At 72.5% G+C, this 15,092-nt stretch carries 15 protein-coding genes and 1 pseudogene; 6 read left to right on the top strand and 10 right to left on the bottom strand.

Annotated elements, in window-relative coordinates:
* Window positions 1–131 precede the first annotated feature (131 nt).
* On the bottom strand, window positions 132–539 hold the full coding sequence (locus tag ACFWW8_RS36910) for a hypothetical protein (RefSeq protein WP_386536877.1): 408 nt from the start codon (window positions 537–539) through the stop codon (window positions 132–134).
* A 43-nt stretch (window positions 540–582) separates the two neighbouring features.
* Between ACFWW8_RS36910 and ACFWW8_RS36905 the strand changes: the two genes are divergently transcribed.
* Window positions 583–918 carry a hypothetical protein gene (locus ACFWW8_RS36905; RefSeq protein ID WP_386536874.1) on the top strand — a complete coding sequence of 112 codons (336 nt, stop codon included), beginning with the start codon at window positions 583–585 and terminating at the stop codon, window positions 916–918.
* A gap of 309 nt (window positions 919–1,227) precedes the next feature.
* Here the strand turns inward: ACFWW8_RS36905 and ACFWW8_RS36900 are convergent, their stop codons facing one another.
* Together ACFWW8_RS36900 and ACFWW8_RS36895 are read right to left on the bottom strand one after the other, a co-directional pair.
* Window positions 1,228–2,148 carry a DeoR/GlpR family DNA-binding transcription regulator gene (locus ACFWW8_RS36900; RefSeq protein ID WP_386536883.1) on the bottom strand — a complete coding sequence of 307 codons (921 nt, stop codon included), beginning with the start codon at window positions 2,146–2,148 and terminating at the stop codon, window positions 1,228–1,230.
* A gap of 210 nt (window positions 2,149–2,358) precedes the next feature.
* On the bottom strand, window positions 2,359–3,798 hold the full coding sequence (locus tag ACFWW8_RS36895) for an NAD(P)H-quinone dehydrogenase (protein ID WP_386536871.1): 1,440 nt from the start codon (window positions 3,796–3,798) through the stop codon (window positions 2,359–2,361).
* Window positions 3,799–3,971: 173 nt separating this feature from the next.
* On the opposite strand from ACFWW8_RS36895, the gene ACFWW8_RS36890 reads away from it, so the two are divergent.
* The 3 genes from ACFWW8_RS36890 to ACFWW8_RS36880 all read left to right on the top strand — a co-directional run bounded on the left by ACFWW8_RS36890 (window position 3,972) and on the right by ACFWW8_RS36880 (window position 7,137).
* The gene (locus tag ACFWW8_RS36890) at window positions 3,972–4,409 is read left to right on the top strand and encodes a gamma-glutamylcyclotransferase (RefSeq protein ID WP_386536868.1); all 438 of its coding nucleotides are present in this window, start codon (window positions 3,972–3,974) and stop codon (window positions 4,407–4,409) included.
* Between the two features lie 211 nt (window positions 4,410–4,620).
* On the top strand, window positions 4,621–5,427 hold the full coding sequence (locus ACFWW8_RS36885) for a purine-nucleoside phosphorylase (RefSeq protein ID WP_386536865.1): 807 nt from the start codon (window positions 4,621–4,623) through the stop codon (window positions 5,425–5,427).
* Window positions 5,428–5,481: 54 nt separating this feature from the next.
* Complete coding sequence (locus ACFWW8_RS36880; RefSeq protein ID WP_386536862.1) at window positions 5,482–7,137, top strand: phospho-sugar mutase; 1,656 nt, start codon at window positions 5,482–5,484, stop codon at window positions 7,135–7,137.
* A 381-nt stretch (window positions 7,138–7,518) separates the two neighbouring features.
* Here ACFWW8_RS36880 and ACFWW8_RS36875 read toward each other — a convergent pair whose 3' ends face one another.
* Genes ACFWW8_RS36875 through afsQ1 form a run of 3 tightly spaced genes read right to left on the bottom strand, consistent with a single transcriptional unit; the run spans window position 7,519 to window position 10,371 of the window.
* Complete coding sequence (locus ACFWW8_RS36875) at window positions 7,519–8,163, bottom strand: hypothetical protein (RefSeq protein WP_386536859.1); 645 nt, start codon at window positions 8,161–8,163, stop codon at window positions 7,519–7,521.
* A gap of 49 nt (window positions 8,164–8,212) precedes the next feature.
* Window positions 8,213–9,640: a sensor histidine kinase gene (locus ACFWW8_RS36870; protein WP_386536881.1), complete on the bottom strand. Its 1,428-nt coding sequence runs from the start codon at window positions 9,638–9,640 to the stop codon at window positions 8,213–8,215.
* A gap of 53 nt (window positions 9,641–9,693) precedes the next feature.
* Window positions 9,694–10,371 carry a two-component system response regulator AfsQ1 gene (afsQ1, locus tag ACFWW8_RS36865; protein ID WP_267723259.1) on the bottom strand — a complete coding sequence of 226 codons (678 nt, stop codon included), beginning with the start codon at window positions 10,369–10,371 and terminating at the stop codon, window positions 9,694–9,696.
* 177 nt (window positions 10,372–10,548) lie between these two features.
* On the opposite strand from afsQ1, the gene ACFWW8_RS36860 reads away from it, so the two are divergent.
* Window positions 10,549–11,256 carry a SigE family RNA polymerase sigma factor gene (locus ACFWW8_RS36860; protein WP_386536856.1) on the top strand — a complete coding sequence of 236 codons (708 nt, stop codon included), beginning with the start codon at window positions 10,549–10,551 and terminating at the stop codon, window positions 11,254–11,256.
* Between the two features lie 188 nt (window positions 11,257–11,444).
* Here ACFWW8_RS36860 and ACFWW8_RS36855 read toward each other — a convergent pair whose 3' ends face one another.
* Window positions 11,445–12,155, bottom strand: coding sequence for a uridine kinase (locus tag ACFWW8_RS36855; RefSeq protein WP_386536879.1), 711 nt, complete (start codon window positions 12,153–12,155; stop codon window positions 11,445–11,447).
* Between the two features lie 54 nt (window positions 12,156–12,209).
* Here ACFWW8_RS36855 and ACFWW8_RS36850 point away from each other — a divergent pair, with 54 nt between their 5' ends.
* On the top strand, window positions 12,210–12,560 hold the full coding sequence (locus ACFWW8_RS36850; protein WP_386536854.1) for a hypothetical protein: 351 nt from the start codon (window positions 12,210–12,212) through the stop codon (window positions 12,558–12,560).
* A gap of 101 nt (window positions 12,561–12,661) precedes the next feature.
* On the opposite strand, the gene ACFWW8_RS36845 is transcribed toward ACFWW8_RS36850, so the two are convergent.
* The 3 genes and pseudogenes from ACFWW8_RS36845 to ACFWW8_RS36835 form a co-directional block, all read right to left on the bottom strand.
* Complete coding sequence (locus ACFWW8_RS36845) at window positions 12,662–13,561, bottom strand: aldehyde dehydrogenase family protein (RefSeq protein ID WP_386536851.1); 900 nt, start codon at window positions 13,559–13,561, stop codon at window positions 12,662–12,664.
* Window positions 13,554–14,990: an aldehyde dehydrogenase family protein gene (locus ACFWW8_RS36840; protein WP_386536848.1), complete on the bottom strand. Its 1,437-nt coding sequence runs from the start codon at window positions 14,988–14,990 to the stop codon at window positions 13,554–13,556. The genes ACFWW8_RS36845 and ACFWW8_RS36840 overlap by 8 nt, the downstream gene beginning before the upstream one ends.
* 5 nt (window positions 14,991–14,995) lie before the next feature.
* A pseudogene (locus ACFWW8_RS36835) lies at window positions 14,996–15,092 on the bottom strand (deoxyribose-phosphate aldolase); the annotation flags it as partial.

The raw sequence follows: 15,092 nt of genomic DNA, 5'->3' as shown, positions 1-15,092 counted from the left end.
CGGCGCCTCCCTCACCTCAGGCGCCCTCATCTGCGAGATCAAGGACTGACGCCCGGACCTACGAAAGACGGCCCGCACTCCCCTTCCGGGGAGTGCGGGCCGTCTTCATTGCGGTCGGCCGCCGGCCTGGCCTACTGGAACTCGGAAACGTCCGTGTAGTTGCACCGGACGAACCAGCTGTCGTTCTCCTCCAGGGCCAGGTAGTAGCCCCTGCCGTCGAGGTGGTCGTACAGCACGTGCGCGAACGCCTTCGCATCCTCCGCATGGGCGATCCGCAGCGACGCCGGAACCATGTTGCGGGGCCAGTCGTTTGTTCCGAAGTCCACGATGAGCTGGACGAAGAAGTTGTCCGCCTGAAAGTGGCTGAAGAGCTGGGAAGAGCTCTGCGTCACCTCGTACGGCTCGCCGTAGAGTTCCGTCGCGTCACTCGTGAGCCGACGCCACAAGCCTTCGACGTCCCGTTCCCGGAACGACTCCGTGGGGATCTCTCCCGCACGGGCCAGACCGGCGAACAAGTAATACGTCTCCTTGTCACTCACCGTGGATCCACCTCACACCCTTCTCTTTTCCAGCCTGTTTTCCGTGGTGATGAACCAGACCTCCGTCAACTGGATGTCGCTGCTGCGCTGGGAACCTGGTGACCGAGGCCGCGAACGGCCGGTGGGGCACGCTGTCACTCGGATGCAGCTGCCGCTGTCCGCGCCGGCCCCGGCAACGTTCCGGCAGATCTTCGTCGTCGAAGACTTCGACGGTGACGGACTCGGCGACATGTTCGCCCTGGACGCCGACGGCTTCTGGGCGTTCTCCGGCAGCTTCACCTCCTACCGCAAGCTCGCCACCGGCTGGGCCGCCCGCGACAACGCCAACGCCAACCGCGGCCTGGCCCTGCGCAAGGGCAAGCCCTGGGCGACCGGCTGAGCCATCCTCGACTCACTCGCCAGCCAAGCCGGCTCCGAAGGCGGCCTCGACCTGACCTACGCCACCACCGGCTGGGGCCGCGCCGCGCTCCCCCTCGTCCTCGGCACCACCGGCGGCAACACGTGGCTCTTCAAGGGCGGCAACACCGCCGTAGGCGCAGCCGTCGGACGCGACGAAGACGGATGGAGCACCTTCCTCACCATCGGATAACCGCATAGGACAAGAGACGGAACGCAAGCGGCGCCCCGTCCCGGACACAACGCTCCGGACCGGGGCGCCGCCCCTTGTGCATCGATCGACGCGCGCGTCCTACCGCCTCCGCATGTCCGCCACCCTCGCCCGTTCCCGCTCGCGGTCCCCCGGGTCCGGGAGGGCCGACGCGCTGCGCAGTGGCGACGGCGGGGTGGACCGGCGCTGGACCGGGAGGGGGGAGTCGCGGCGGGGGCGGCGGCCCTGCATCGGGTCGCCCGCGGCGCCCGGGTGGGTCGAGCCCGCCACCGTGATCTGTACGCCCTGGTCGGCGAGGGCCTGGAGCTCCGTGGCCGCGCGGTCGTCGTGCGGCGGGGGCTCGTCCGTGACCAGGCGGGTCATGACGTCGGTCGGCACCGTCTGGAACATGGTGTCCGTGCCCAGCTTCGTGTGGTCCGCCAGGACCACCACCTCCGCCGCCGCCTGGACGAGGGCCCGGTCCACACTCGCGCTGAGCATGTTGGACGTGGACAGGCCGCGCTCGGCCGTGAGGCCGCTCCCGCTCAGGAAGGCCCGCGAGACGCGCAGCCCCTGGAGGGACTGCTCCGCACCGCTGCCGACCAACGCGTAGTTGGAGCCGCGGAGGGTGCCGCCGGTCATGACGACCTCCACCCGGTTGGCATGGGCCAGCGCCTGGGCGACCAGGAGGGAGTTGGTCACCACGGTGAGGCCGGGCACCCGGGCGAGCCGGCGGGCCAGCTCCTGGGTCGTGGTACCCGCGCCGACGACGATGGCCTCGCCCTCTTCCACGAGGGAGGCCGCGACGTCGGCGATGGCGGTCTTCTCCGCCGTCGCGAGATGGGACTTTTGCGGAAAGCCGGACTCCCGCGTGAAACCGCCCGGCAAGACCGCACCGCCGTGCCGGCGGTCGAGGAGTCCTTCTGCCTCCAGCGCCCGCACGTCCCGCCGTACGGTCACTTCGGAGGTCTGGACGACGCGGGCGAGCTCCCGGAGCGATACCGCTCCGTTGGCCCGCACCATTTCGAGGATCAATTGGCGACGTTCTGCAGCGAACACGAAACTGACAGTAACCCCAACGACCGTCTGCTTTCAGCTCCTTCCGCCGGAATACCGAAGTTGTCCGTATGGCAGGGCGACTAGTGGTATACGCAGCCCGAGCCTTGGGTGAACGGACGGCCACACCCCCGCGTACCGCCCCAACGCCCGTGCGGCATGGGGCGGTTGGGGCGATCAGGCCTTGCCTTCCGCCTTGCGGGTCTGGAGCTGGCGGGCCGCCTCGGCGATCGAACCGGACAGCGAGGGGTACACGGTGAACGCGTTTGCGATCTGCTCGACCGTCAGGTTGTTGTCGACCGCGATCGAGATCGGGTGGATGAGCTCGCTCGCCCGCGGGGCGACGACCACGCCGCCGACCACGATGCCCGTGCCCGGGCGGCAGAACATCTTCACGAAGCCGTCGCGGATGCCCTGCATCTTCGCGCGCGGGTTGCGCAGCAGCGGAAGCTTCACCACCCGCGCGTCGATCTTGCCGGAGTCCACGTCCGCCTGGGTGTAGCCCACGGTGGCAATCTCGGGGTCGGTGAACACGTTCGAGGAGACCGTCTTCAGGTCCAGCGGGGCGACCGCGTCGCCGAGGAAGTGGTACATCGCGATGCGGCCCTGCATGGCGGCGACCGAGGCGAGGGCGAAGACGCCGGTGACGTCGCCGGCCGCGTACACGCCGGGGGACGACGTACGGGACACCTTGTCGGTCCAGATGTGCCCGGAGTCCCTGAGGCGGACGCCCGACTCCTCCAGGTTCATGTTGCTGGTGTTCGGGATCGCGCCGACCGCCATCAGGCAGTGCGTGCCGGTCAGCACGCGGCCGTCCGACAGCGTGACCTCGACCCGGTCGCCGACCCGCTTCGCGGACTCGGCGCGCGAGCGCCCCACCACGTTCATGCCGCGGCGGCGGAAGACGTCCTCCAGTACGGCGGCGGCGTCGGGGTCCTCGCCCGGCAGCACCCGGTCGCGGGAGGAGACCAGCGTCACCCGGGAGCCGAGGGCCTGGTACGCGCCGGCGAACTCGGCGCCCGTCACGCCGGAGCCAACCACGATGAGCTCCTCGGGGAGCTCCTCCAGGTCGTAGACCTGCGTCCAGTTCAGGATGCGCTCGCCGTCGGGCATCGCGTCCGGGATCTCGCGGGGGTGCCCGCCGGTCGCGATCAGTACGGCGTCGGCCGTCAGGATCGTCTCCGAGCCGTCGGCGGCCGTGACGATGACGTCCCGCGTCCCGTCGATGCCCTGGGGGCCGCCGAGCTTGCCGCGCCCGCGCATGACCCGGGCGCCGGCCCGGGTGACGGAGGCGGTGATGTCGTGGGACTGGGCGAGCGCCAGGCGCTTGACGCGCCGGTTCACCTTGCCGAGGTCCACGCCGACGACGCGCGCGGCCTGCTCGATGTGCGGGGTGTCGTCCGCGACGACGATGCCGAGCTCCTCGTACGACGAGTCGAAGGTCGTCATGACCTCGGCCGTCGCGATGAGCGTCTTCGAGGGGACGCAGTCGGTCAGGACCGACGCTCCACCCAGACCGTCGCAGTCGACGACGGTCACCTCCGCGCCGAGCTGGGCCCCCACCAGGGCTGCCTCATACCCGCCGGGTCCACCGCCGATGATCACGATCCGGGTCACGAAAAGTCCGCCTCACGTCTACCCGGTCGGCTGCCGCCCCGGCCGGTGTTCCGGGGGGTCTCCCCGGGGGATGCATTCCGTGCCCCATTGTCCCGCACGCATCACGGTGCTTCGCGCCCGGTCCCTCCATCCGGGAACGCGGCCACGGCCGCCCCTCCCGTACCCTCGACCACATGTCGCTCTACGCCGCGTACGCCGGCAACCTCGACCCGCGGCTGATGACGCGCCGCGCTCCCCATTCGCCGCTGCGCGGCACGGGCTGGCTCAACGACTGGCGGCTGACCTTCGGCGGCGAGCAGATGGGCTGGGAGGGCGCACTCGTGACGATCGTGGAGGCCCCGCGCCACCAGATCTTCGTCGCCCTCTACGACATCGCGCCGCTCGACGAGGACTCGATGGACCGCTGGGAGGGCGTCGGGCTCGACATCTACCGCCGCATGCGGGTGCGCGTCCACACCCTCGACGGCGAGGAGGCGGCCTGGGTGTACGTCCTGAACGGATACGAGGGCGGCCTGCCCTCCGCGCGCTACCTGGGCGAGCTGGCCGACGCGGCCGAGTCCGCCGGCGCCCCGCACGACTACGTGATGGAACTGCGCAAGCGCCCCTGCTGAGCCCCGCGGCCCGCCCGAGCAGCCCGGCGCCCCACCGGCCCAGCGCCCCACCGCCCGGCCCCGGCAGCCCGGCGCCCGCCCCGCACGGGTCCCGCACCGGCTCCCGCCCCGCCCGAGGGGGACGATTCGGCGGAAACGACAAGGCAACGATCCGAACACCGTGAGCTGCGCCATCTACGCGCGTAGGGATTGAGCGGTTACGCTCGTCCGCGTGAACGCATCTGTTACCGACCCCTTCGCCGCCGCCGACGCCGCAGCCGCCCGTCTGCGCGAGCTGACCGGCGCCGAGACCCACGATGTCGCCCTCGTGATGGGCTCCGGCTGGGCCCCCGCCGCCGAGGCGCTCGGTGCGCCCGAGGCCGAGTTCCCGGTCACCGAGCTGCCCGGCTTCCCGCCCCCCGCCGTCGAGGGACACGGCGGCAAGATCCGCTCGTACAAGATCGGCGACAAGCGCGCGCTGCTCTTCCTCGGCCGGACCCACTACTACGAGGGCCGCGGCGTCGCCGCCGTCGCCCACGGCGTGCGCACCGCGGTCGCCGCCGGCTGCAAGACCATCGTGCTGACCAACGGCTGCGGCGGTCTGCGCGAGGGCATGAAGCCCGGCCAGCCGGTCCTGATCAGCGACCACCTGAACCTCACGGCGACCTCGCCGATCGTCGGCGCGAACTTCGTGGACCTCACCGACCTCTACTCGCCGCGCCTGCGCGCGCTGTGCAAGGAGATCGACGAGACCCTCGAAGAGGGCGTCTACGTCCAGTTCCCCGGCCCGCACTACGAGACCCCGGCCGAGATCAACATGATCCGCGTGATGGGCGCCGACCTGGTCGGCATGTCCACCGTGCTGGAGGCCATCGCCGCCCGCGAGGCCGGCGCCGAGGTGCTGGGCATCTCCCTGGTGACCAACCTGGCGGCCGGCCTGTCGGGCGAGCCGCTGAACCACGAAGAGGTGCTCCAGGCCGGCCGCGACTCGGCTTCGCGCATGGGCACGCTGCTGACCCGGGTCCTCGCACGCATCTGAGCGGGCACACGAGGGGCCGCGGGGCCCAGAGGTACGAGAGGTAAGGCGGAAGCAGTGCAGGAACAGGACGACCTGATCACCCGGGCGCGGGCCTGGCTGGCGGAGGACCCGGATCCCGAGACGGCGGCCGAGCTCGCCGCGCTCCTCGACGGGGGCGACACGGCCGGGCTCGCGGACCGCTTCGCCGGCACGCTCCAGTTCGGCACCGCCGGACTGCGCGGCGAGCTGGGCGCGGGCCCGATGCGGATGAACCGCGCCGTGGTCATCCGGGCGGCGGCGGGCCTCGCGGCCTACCTGAAGGCCGAGGGCCACGCCGGCGGCCTGGTCGTCGTCGGCTACGACGCCCGCTACAAGTCGGCGGACTTCGCCCGCGACACCGCGGCGGTCATGACGGGCGCCGGCCTGCGCGCGGCCGTCCTGCCCCGCCCGCTGCCGACGCCGGTCCTCGCGTACGCCATACGGCACCTGGGCGCCGTCGCCGGCGTCGAGGTGACCGCGAGCCACAACCCGCCCCGGGACAACGGCTACAAGGTCTACCTCGGCGACGGCTCGCAGATCGTGTCCCCGGCCGACGTGGGCATCGCGGCGGAGATCGCGCGCGTGGACACCCTCGCCTCGGTCCCCCGCCCGGAGTCCGGCTGGGAGGACCTCGGCGACGAGGTACTGGAGGCCTACCTGGCCCGTACGGACGCCGTCCTGACCCCCGGGTCCGCCCGGGGCGTACGGACGGTGTACACGGCCATGCACGGCGTCGGCAAGGACGTCGTCCTGGCGGCCTTCGCCCGCGCCGGGTTCCCCGAGCCGGTCCTGGTCGCCGAGCAGGCCGAACCCGACCCGGCCTTCCCGACCGTGGCGTTCCCCAACCCGGAGGAGCCGGGCGCGATGGACCTGTCCTTCGCGACGGCCGCCCGGGTGAACCCCGACATCGTGATCGCCAACGACCCGGACGCGGACCGCTGCGCGGTCGCCGTCCCGGACGGCGCGTCGGCCACCGGCTGGCGGATGCTGCGCGGCGACGAGGTCGGCGCGCTGCTGGCGGCGCACCTGGTGCGCAAGGGCGCGCGGGGCGTCTTCGCCGAGTCGATCGTCTCGTCCAGCCTGCTGGGCCGGATCGCCGAGGCGGCGGGCGTCGGCTACGAGGAGACCCTGACGGGCTTCAAGTGGATCGCGCGCGTCGAGGGTCTGCGCTACGGCTACGAGGAGGCGCTCGGCTACTGCGTGGACCCTGAGGGCGTCCGCGACAAGGACGGCGTCACCGCCGCCCTGCTGGTGGCGGAGCTGGCCTCGGAGCTGAAGGAGCAGGGCCGCACCCTGACCAACCTGCTGGACGACCTGGCACTGGCCCACGGCCTGCACGCCACCGACCAGCTGTCGGTCCGCGTCTCGGACCTGTCGGTGATCGCCTCGGCGATGGCCGCGCTGCGGGCCGAGCCCCCGGTGTCCCTCGCCGGTCTGCGGGTCGTCTCGGCGGAGGACCTGTCCGTCGGTACGGCGGCGCTGCCGCCCACGGACGGCCTGCGCTACTACCTGGACGGCGACTACAAGGCCCGGGTGATCGTGCGCCCCTCCGGCACCGAGCCGAAGCTGAAGTGCTACCTGGAGGTGGTGGTCCCGGTCGCCGAGGCCGCCGGCCTCCCCGCGGCCCGCACCCGCGGCCAGGAGATCCTCGACGCGGTCAAGAAGGACCTCGCGGCGGCCGCCGGGATCTAGGCCGCCTCTTTCGGATCGTGCCGGGTCCGCGCTGCCCGGCACCGCGCCTCGCCGCGTTGTCGGGCCGGCCGAGTACGTCCAGTACTCGGCCGGCCCTCCGCCTTGCGATGCACGGCAGGACCACGCGGACTCGGCCGACACGATCCGAAAGAGACGGCCTGGCCCTTTCGACGCGCCCCCTGGCGCCACTCGGCGCCGGGGCGCCTCACGGGCTTCGGGCCGCCGCGCCGGACTCCGTCCGTCGGCCCCCGCACCCGCCCCCGTCGGCCGTGCCGCAGAACCGCGGGGCCGCCCCGGCTCAGGCCCTCGTCGGATCCCGGGCGGGCGTCCCACCCGTGGCCGGCCCGTCAGCCCGCCCCGCCCCGGCCCGGGGCGGGGGCGTCAGGACGGCTTCGCCGACGGCCGTACGAGCTCGCCCAGCGTCGGCACCGACTCGGGCCGCGAACGCACCGCCTCCGTGCACTCCCACTCCCGCGGCGGATCCGCGTCGGGACCGCCCAGGACCACCGGCCCCGGGCCCGCCGACACCGCCTCGTTGCCCGCCAGCGTGCAGACGATCTGCGACAGTGCCACCGGCGGCAGGTCCTCCGGCTTGCGGCTGAGGCGCACCGTCCCCGCCGGATCGCCCGGCCTCGGCGCGCCCGCGCTCAGGCCCGCGGGCACTCCGGTGGTGAAGCCGGCGTCCCGTTCCTGGGACGAGGGCGACTTCTCCAGCGCCTCCAGCAGCGCCTGCGCGACCAGCGCCACCGGGTCGCGCACGACCCGCTTCTCGGGCACCGGGACGATCCGCTCCACGCCCACCAGCTGCGACCCGCAGACCAGTTCCACCGACGCCCGGAAGCCCTGCACCCCGCCCTGGTCCGAGGCCTGGTCCGGGGTGTCGCACGACACCCGCGAGGGCGCCGGCCCCACGTCCACCGGCACGGTCGTCGCCCGGATCCCGCACCCGGAGACCAGGCCCGCCACGAGCGCCAGGCACGGCAGGACCAGTGCCCCCGGCCTCGACGGCCCCGGCCTCCACACCACCGGTCTCCGCACCGCCCGCCCCCGCACCGCCGGTCTCCGGACCGCCCGCCTACGCCTCGTCATCCCCGCTCACCTTCCCCACGTCCACGGGCAGCCGCAGCGTGAACAGCGCACCGCCCCCCGTCGCGTTGGCAGCGGTGATGTCACCGCCGTGGATGTGCGCGTTCTCCACGGCGATCGACAGGCCGAGCCCGCTGCCGTCCGACTTCGGCCGCGACGCGCTCGCCTTGTAGAAGCGGTCGAAGACGTGCGGCAGCACCTCCTCGGGGATGCCCGGCCCGTTGTCGCGCACCGCGATGACGAGCCACTCCCCCTCCACCGCCAGCGACACCCGCACCGGCGAGCCGCCGTGCTTGAGTGCGTTGCCGATCAGGTTGGCCAGGATGACGTCGAGCCGGCGCGGGTCGAGCCGCGCCACGATGCCCCGCTCCGCGTCGAGTTCGACCGCGTCCAGCCAGGCCCGGGCGTCGATGCAGGCGGTGACCTGGTCGGCGACGTTCACATCGTCGAGGACCAGCCGGGCCGTTCCCGCGTCGAAGCGGGTGACCTCCATCAGGTTCTCCACCAGGTCGTTGAGGCGCCGCGTCTCGCTCACCACCAGCGCCACCGCCGGCGCGATCATCGGGTCGAGGTGGTCGACCTCCTCCTCCAGTACCTCGGCGACCGCCGTCAGGGCCGTCAGCGGGGTGCGCAGCTCGTGCGACATGTCCGCGACGAAGCGCCGGCTGGACTCCTCGCGCGCGCTCATGTCGGCGACCTTCTTCTCCAGCGCTTCCGCCGTCTTGTTGAAGGTGTGCGACAGGTCCGCGAGTTCGTCCGTGCCCGACACGGCCAGCCGGTGGTCGAGTTCGCCCTCGCCGAGCCGCCGCGCCGCGTCGCCGAGGCGCTGTACGGGCTTGAGCACGGTCCGCGCCGCGGCCTGCGCGAGCAGCGCCGAGCAGAGCAGGGCCAGTCCGGTCGCGATCGTCAGCGACCAGCCCAGCGCGTTCAGGTCGTCGCGCTCCTGGGCGAGGGACTTGTACATGTAGCCGGTCGGCCCGCCGCCCACGATCCGTGTCCCGCCGACCAGGTACGGATTGCCCTGCGGCTTCGTCCGCTGCCAGTACACGTGGTATTCGGAGTCGTTGGCCGACGTCGTCTTCTGCCGGTCGTCGACCGCGTGCCGCAGGGACTGCGGTACGTCGTCCAGCCCGAAGGAGTCGGGTCCGGCCGCGCCGAACACCTCGCGGCCGTCCGTGCCCTCGTGGACCAGGAGCACGCTGTACCCGGGGCTGCTGCCCGCCATCAGCTCGGCGGTCCGCTGCATCTCCTCGGCCGTCGGGTCCGCGGGGAGGGCCGCGGCCCGGTTCTGCATCTCCTGCCGAAAGTCGCCGAGGGCGGCGTCCTGCGTACGGGTCAGGACCGCCTCGCGGTTGAGCCAGTACGCGATTCCGGAGGCGGAGACGGCGGCGGTCAGCGCGACCAGCGCGAAGACCATCAGGAGCCGCAGCCGCAGGCTGGTCCAGCGCCGGCCCGCGAGCAGCGCCCGGATCACTGCGGGGAGTCCAGGCGGTAACCGACGCCGCGGACGGTACGGATCAGCGTCGGCGAGGACGGCACGTCCTCGACCTTGGCGCGCAGCCGCTGCACGCAGGCGTCGACGAGCCGCGAGTCGCCGAGGTAGTCGTGCTCCCAGACGAGGCGCAGCAGTTGCTGGCGGGACAGCGCCTGGCCGGGGCGGCGGCTGAGTTCGAGGAGCAGCCGCAGTTCGGTCGGGGTGAGCTGGAGGTCCTCGCCGTTCTTCGTGACGGTCATGGCGGCGCGGTCGATGACCAGCGAGCCGAAGCTCGCCGAGTCGGTGGACTCGCGCTCGCCGCGGCGCAGCACGGCCCGGATGCGGGCGTCGAGGACCCGGCCCTGGACGGGCTTGACCACGTAGTCGTCGGCGCCGGACTCCAGGCCGACGACCACGTCGATGTCGTCGCTGCGCGCGGTGAGCAGGATGATCGGCAGCTGGTCGGTGCGGCGGATGCGCCGGCACACCTCGAAGCCGTCGATCCCGGGCAGCATCACGTCCAGCACGATGAGATCCGGCCGCTGCTCGCGCAGCAGTTTCAGGCCGTCCTCGCCCGTCGCCGCGGTGGCCACTCGGTGGCCCTGGCGTGACAGGGAGAGTTCGAGGGCCGTGCGGATGGCGTCGTCGTCCTCGATCAGCAACAGGAAAGGCACGGGCTCATTCTGTCCCATCGGCCGTCGGGAGTTCGACCGTCGGGAGCGGGCGATCTCGACGGGGCCGCTGTGACAGGCCTGTGACAGTCGACGGACACCCCGGTTAAGTCGGCCGGGCAGGCTTCAGTCATCGAACGAAGCACGGACCGGAGCAGACTCCACGACGGGGGGCGCGAGATGAACACGCTGCACAGCATCAACACCGGCGCGGTTGTCACGCGGCTGCACGATGTGAACCGCCGGGCGGGTGTCCGTACGGTCGCGGTCGCCCGCCCCCGGCAGTCGCACGTGGTGGCCATCGACGCGAACACGTACCAGCCGCCCCCCGCCGTCCCGGCGCCGGCGGCGCAGCCGTCCGCCGCCGCGGAGGCCGAGTTCACGGCGTACGTCCAGGAGCGCCGGTCCGCCCTCTACGCGACGGCCTTCCACCTCACCGGTGACCGGCACGAGGCCGAGGACCTGCTGCAGAGCGCGCTGTTCTCCACGTACCGGGCCTGGGACCGCATCAGCGACAAGGCCGCCGTCGGCGGGTACCTGCGCCGCACGATGACCAACCTGCACATCAGCGCCTGGCGCCGGCGCAAGCTCAACGAGTACCCGACGGAGGAGCTGCCGGAGACGGCCTCCGACACGGACGCGATGCGCGGCACGGAGCTGCGCGCGGTGCTGTGGCAGGCGCTGGCCCGGATCCCCGAGCCGCAGCGCACGATGCTGGTGCTGCGCTACTACGAGGGCCGCACCGACCCGGAGATCGCCGAGATCCTCGGGATCAGCGTCGGCACGGTGAAGTCGAGCATCTGGCGCTCGCTGCGCCGGCTGCGCGACGACAAGGCGCTCAGCTTCGGCAACGACGAGGCGGAGTCCTTCGAGGAGCTGGTGGCGTAACGCGCCGCCGTACGGACCAACGGGCCGGGGGCCCGTCCCTCGGGGGTGGGACGGGGAACGGGGGGAAAGGGGCGGGAACGAGCGGCCGGGGGTCCGCTCGTTCCCGCCCTTTCGCATGCCCGGAGCCCCCGCGGGAGGGGGGCGGGTGCTCTACGGGCCGGGCCTCCCCCGGCCCGTGTTCCGCGTTCCTACACCGTGGTGGCGGGCGTGCGGTGGCGGCCCGCCGCGGCGGCGGCCAGCCTGCCCAGGGCCTCGTCCCGGGCGCAGGCGTGCGCGCCGAGGGCGCTGTGCCGGGCCACGATGTCCCGCTCGGCCCGCATCAGCCGCCACCCCCTGCGCAGCAGGAACGGCACCGACTTGCGGCCCTCGCGCAGGTCGCGGGCAAGGCGCCGCCGGAAGGTCGTCGAGGGGCGCCCGCGCAGGCACAGGGCGTCCGCCAGCAGGCCCATGTCCTGGCAGCGGTTCACGATGTCGGCGGCGAAGATGCCCTCCGCGATGAACAGCGGGGTCCGCGGGGAGCGGACGATGTCCAGGGTCTCGGTGCCCGTGCGGGAACTGGTCGCGATGTCGTAGACCGGGACGTCGGTGCGGCCGGTCGCGCAGAGCGCGGCGATCGCGGCGACCGCGGCGTCCGCGTCCCAGGAGCCCGGGGAGTCCCAGTCGATGTCGGAGCTGCCGGCGACCAGCGGGAGGGTGGGGTCGTCGCCCTCCTTGTAGAAGTCGTCGAGGCGCAGCACGGGCAGCCCCGAGCGGGCGGCCAGCGAGGATTTGCCGGAGCCCGACGGACCGGTCAGCAGGACGACTCGGGTCGGCGAAGGAGAGGAAGAGCTCACGGGACACCAGTCTGAACCATTCCCCCGGGTAGGGGATCCTCCCGGTGGCCGGTTGGTATCGAGGATCACACCTCAACTACGCTGCGTGCGCACGCGACTACGACCTCAGGCGGGATTCCCATGGCACGTCACGCAGCCCCCTCCACCCCGAACCGGCTCCGCACCGCGGGCCTGACCGTCTCCATGGCAGGCGCGGCGCTGGCCATGGCCGCCGGGGGCGCCCAGGCCGGCGAGCTGTCCGTACCGGCGGCCCTGTCCGGGGTCGCCGACCCGATCTCGAACCTCAAGGTGAACCCGCTCGCCCACACCGGCGTGGACCCGCTCGACAACGGCGTGGCCACCAAGGTCGCGGACTTCCCGTCCGTCGGCACCGGCATGGTCACCGGCATCCTGACCCAGGGGCCCTCGGTCGGCGAGCTGCCCACCGCGGCGGTGTCCTCGCTGCTCGGACCGGCCCTCCCGAAGGGGTAGCGGGCCGCGGGCACGGGAAGGCCCCGGCAGCGCGGGGGACGCTGCCGGGGCCGGTTCGTGCGGGGCCCTCCCCTGACGGGACGGCCCGCGGGAGACGGCCGCTAGTACGAGGAGCCGCCCGCGCCCAGCGAACCCGTGGGGTGCCAGACGGTCTTGGTCTCCAGGAACGGCGTCATGCGCGCGGTCCCCGGGTCGGCGGTCCAGTCGTCCACAGGCTGTGGACGCAGGACGCGCTTGAGGTTGTCGGCCGCGGCGATCTCCAGCTCCTTGGCGAGCTCCGCACCGGCACCGGCCAGGTCGATCGCGTTGACGTCCTGGTGGGACGCCAGGTGCGGGCCCATCTCGGCGGCCTTGCCGGACAGGATGTTGACCACGCCGCCCGGCAGGTCGGAGGTGGCCAGCACCTCGCCCAGGGAGAGGGCGGGGAGCGGGGACTTCTCGCTGGCGATGACGACGGCCGTGTTGCCCGTCGCGATCACCGGGGCGATCACGGAGACCAGGCCCAGGAACGAGGAGTCCTGCGGGGCCACGACCGTGACCACACCGGTCGGCTCCGGGGTGGACAGGTTGAAGAACGGGCCCGCGACGGGGTTGGCGCCTCCGACGAGCTGGCCGATCTTGTCGGTCCAGCCCGCGTACCAGACCCAGCGGTCGATGGCCGCGTCCACGACGGCGGCCGCCTTGGACTTGGACAGGCCCTCGGCCTCGCCGACCTCGCGGACGAACTGCTCGCGGCGGCCCTCCAGCATCTCCGCGACGCGGTAGAGGATCTGTCCGCGGTTGTACGCGGTGGCGCCCGACCAGCCGCCGAACGCCTTGCGGGCGGCGACGACCGCGTCACGGGCGTCCTTGCGGGAGGACAGCGGGGCGTTGGCCAGCCACTTGCCCTTCGAGTCGGTCACTTCGTACACCCGGCCGCTCTCGGAGCGGGGGAACTTGCCCCCGACGTACAGCTTGTAGGTCTTGAAGACACTCAGACGCGTCGACGACGACTCAGACATCGAGGTACCCCTCCAGGCCGTGACGGCCGCCTTCGCGCCCGAAGCCCGACTCCTTGTAGCCGCCGAACGGCGAGGTCGGGTCGAACTTGTTGAACGTGTTGGCCCACACGACGCCCGCGCGGAGCTTGCCCGCGACCGCCAGGATGCGCGAGCCCTTCTCCGTCCAGATGCCGGCGGAGAGGCCGTACTGGCTGTTGTTGGCCTTCGCGACCGCCTCGTCGGGCGTGCGGAAGGTCAGCACGGACAGCACCGGGCCGAAGATCTCGTCGCGGGCGACGGTGTGCGCCTGGGTGACGTTCGTGAAGAGCGTCGGGGCGAACCAGTAGCCGGCGGACGGCAGCTCGCACTCCGGGGACCAGCGCTCGGCGCCCTCGGCCTCGCCGGTCTCGGCGAGCGCGGTGATCCGGGCGAGCTGCTCGGCGGAGTTGATCGCGCCGATGTCGGTGTTCTTGTCGAGCGGGTCGCCCAGGCGCAGCGAGGAGAGGCGGCGCTTGAGGGAGTCCAGCAGCTCGTCGTGGATCGACTCCTGGACCAGCAGGCGCGAGCCCGCGCAGCAGACCTGGCCCTGGTTGAAGAAGATGCCGGTGACGATGCCCTCGACGGCCTGGTCGACGGGGGCGTCGTCGAAGACGATGTTGGCGCCCTTGCCGCCCAGCTCCAGGGTGACCTTCTTGTCGGTGCCGGCGACCGTGCGGGCGATGCGCTTGCCGACGGCCGTGGAGCCGGTGAAGGCGACCTTGTTGACGTCCGGGTGCTCGACGAGGGCCGCGCCCGCGTCGCCGTAGCCCGTGAGGATGTTGACGACGCCCTTGGGCAGGCCCGCCTGGCGGCAGATGTCCGCGAAGAACAGCGCCGACAGGGGCGTGGTCTCGGCGGGCTTGAGGACGACCGTGTTGCCGGTGGCGAGCGCCGGGGCGATCTTCCACGCGAGCATGAGGAGCGGGAAGTTCCACGGGATGACCTGGCCGGCCACGCCCAGCGGGCGGGGGTTCGCGCCGTAGCCCGCGTGGTCGAGCTTGTCGGCCCAGCCCGCGTAGTAGAAGAAGTGCGCGGCGACCAGCGGGAGGTCCGCGTCGCGGGTCTCCCTGATCGGCTTGCCGTTGTCCAGGGTCTCCAGGACGGCCAGCTCGCGACTGCGCTCCTGGATGATCCGGGCGATGCGGAAGAGGTACTTGGCGCGCTCGGAGCCCGGCAGCGCGGACCACTTCTCGAAGGCCCGGCGGGCGGCCTTGACGGCGCGGTCCACGTCGGCGGCGCCCGCCCGGGCGACCTCGGCGAGGACTTCCTCGGACGACGGGGAGACCGTCTTGAAGACCTTGCCGTCGGCGGCCTCGGTGAACTCTCCGTCGATGAAGAGCCCGTAGGAGGGGGCGATGTCGACGACCGAGCGGGACTCGGGGGCCGGTGCGTACTCGAAGAGGGATGCCATGGTGATCAGTCCACCGTCACGTAGTCGGGACCGGAGTAACGCCCGGTGCTCAGCTTCTGGCGCTGCATCAACAGGTCGTTGAGCAGGCTGGAGGCGCCGAAG

It is taken from the genome of Streptomyces sp. NPDC058701, from assembly GCF_042715295.1.
GTDB lineage: Bacteria > Actinomycetota > Actinomycetes > Streptomycetales > Streptomycetaceae > Streptomyces.
Note: the sequence above shows the minus strand (reverse complement) of the source record. Positions and strands in the feature narration are given on the sequence as shown.

Bases quoted from the DNA above. Each gene is read 5' to 3' on its own strand.
- ACFWW8_RS36900 (WP_386536883.1), bottom strand. From the start codon at position 2,148: ATGGTGCGGGCCAACGGAGCGGTATCGCTCCGGGAGCTCGCCCGCGTC.
- ACFWW8_RS36840 (WP_386536848.1), bottom strand. From the start codon at position 14,990: ATGGCATCCCTCTTCGAGTACGCACCGGCCCCCGAGTCCCGCTCGGTC.
- ACFWW8_RS36870 (WP_386536881.1), bottom strand. From the start codon at position 9,640: ATGGTCTTCGCGCTGGTCGCGCTGACCGCCGCCGTCTCCGCCTCCGGA.
- ACFWW8_RS36845 (WP_386536851.1), bottom strand. From the start codon at position 13,561: ATGTCTGAGTCGTCGTCGACGCGTCTGAGTGTCTTCAAGACCTACAAG.
- ACFWW8_RS36890 (WP_386536868.1), top strand. From the start codon at position 3,972: ATGTCGCTCTACGCCGCGTACGCCGGCAACCTCGACCCGCGGCTGATG.
- ACFWW8_RS36860 (WP_386536856.1), top strand. From the start codon at position 10,549: ATGAACACGCTGCACAGCATCAACACCGGCGCGGTTGTCACGCGGCTG.
- ACFWW8_RS36850 (WP_386536854.1), top strand. From the start codon at position 12,210: ATGGCACGTCACGCAGCCCCCTCCACCCCGAACCGGCTCCGCACCGCG.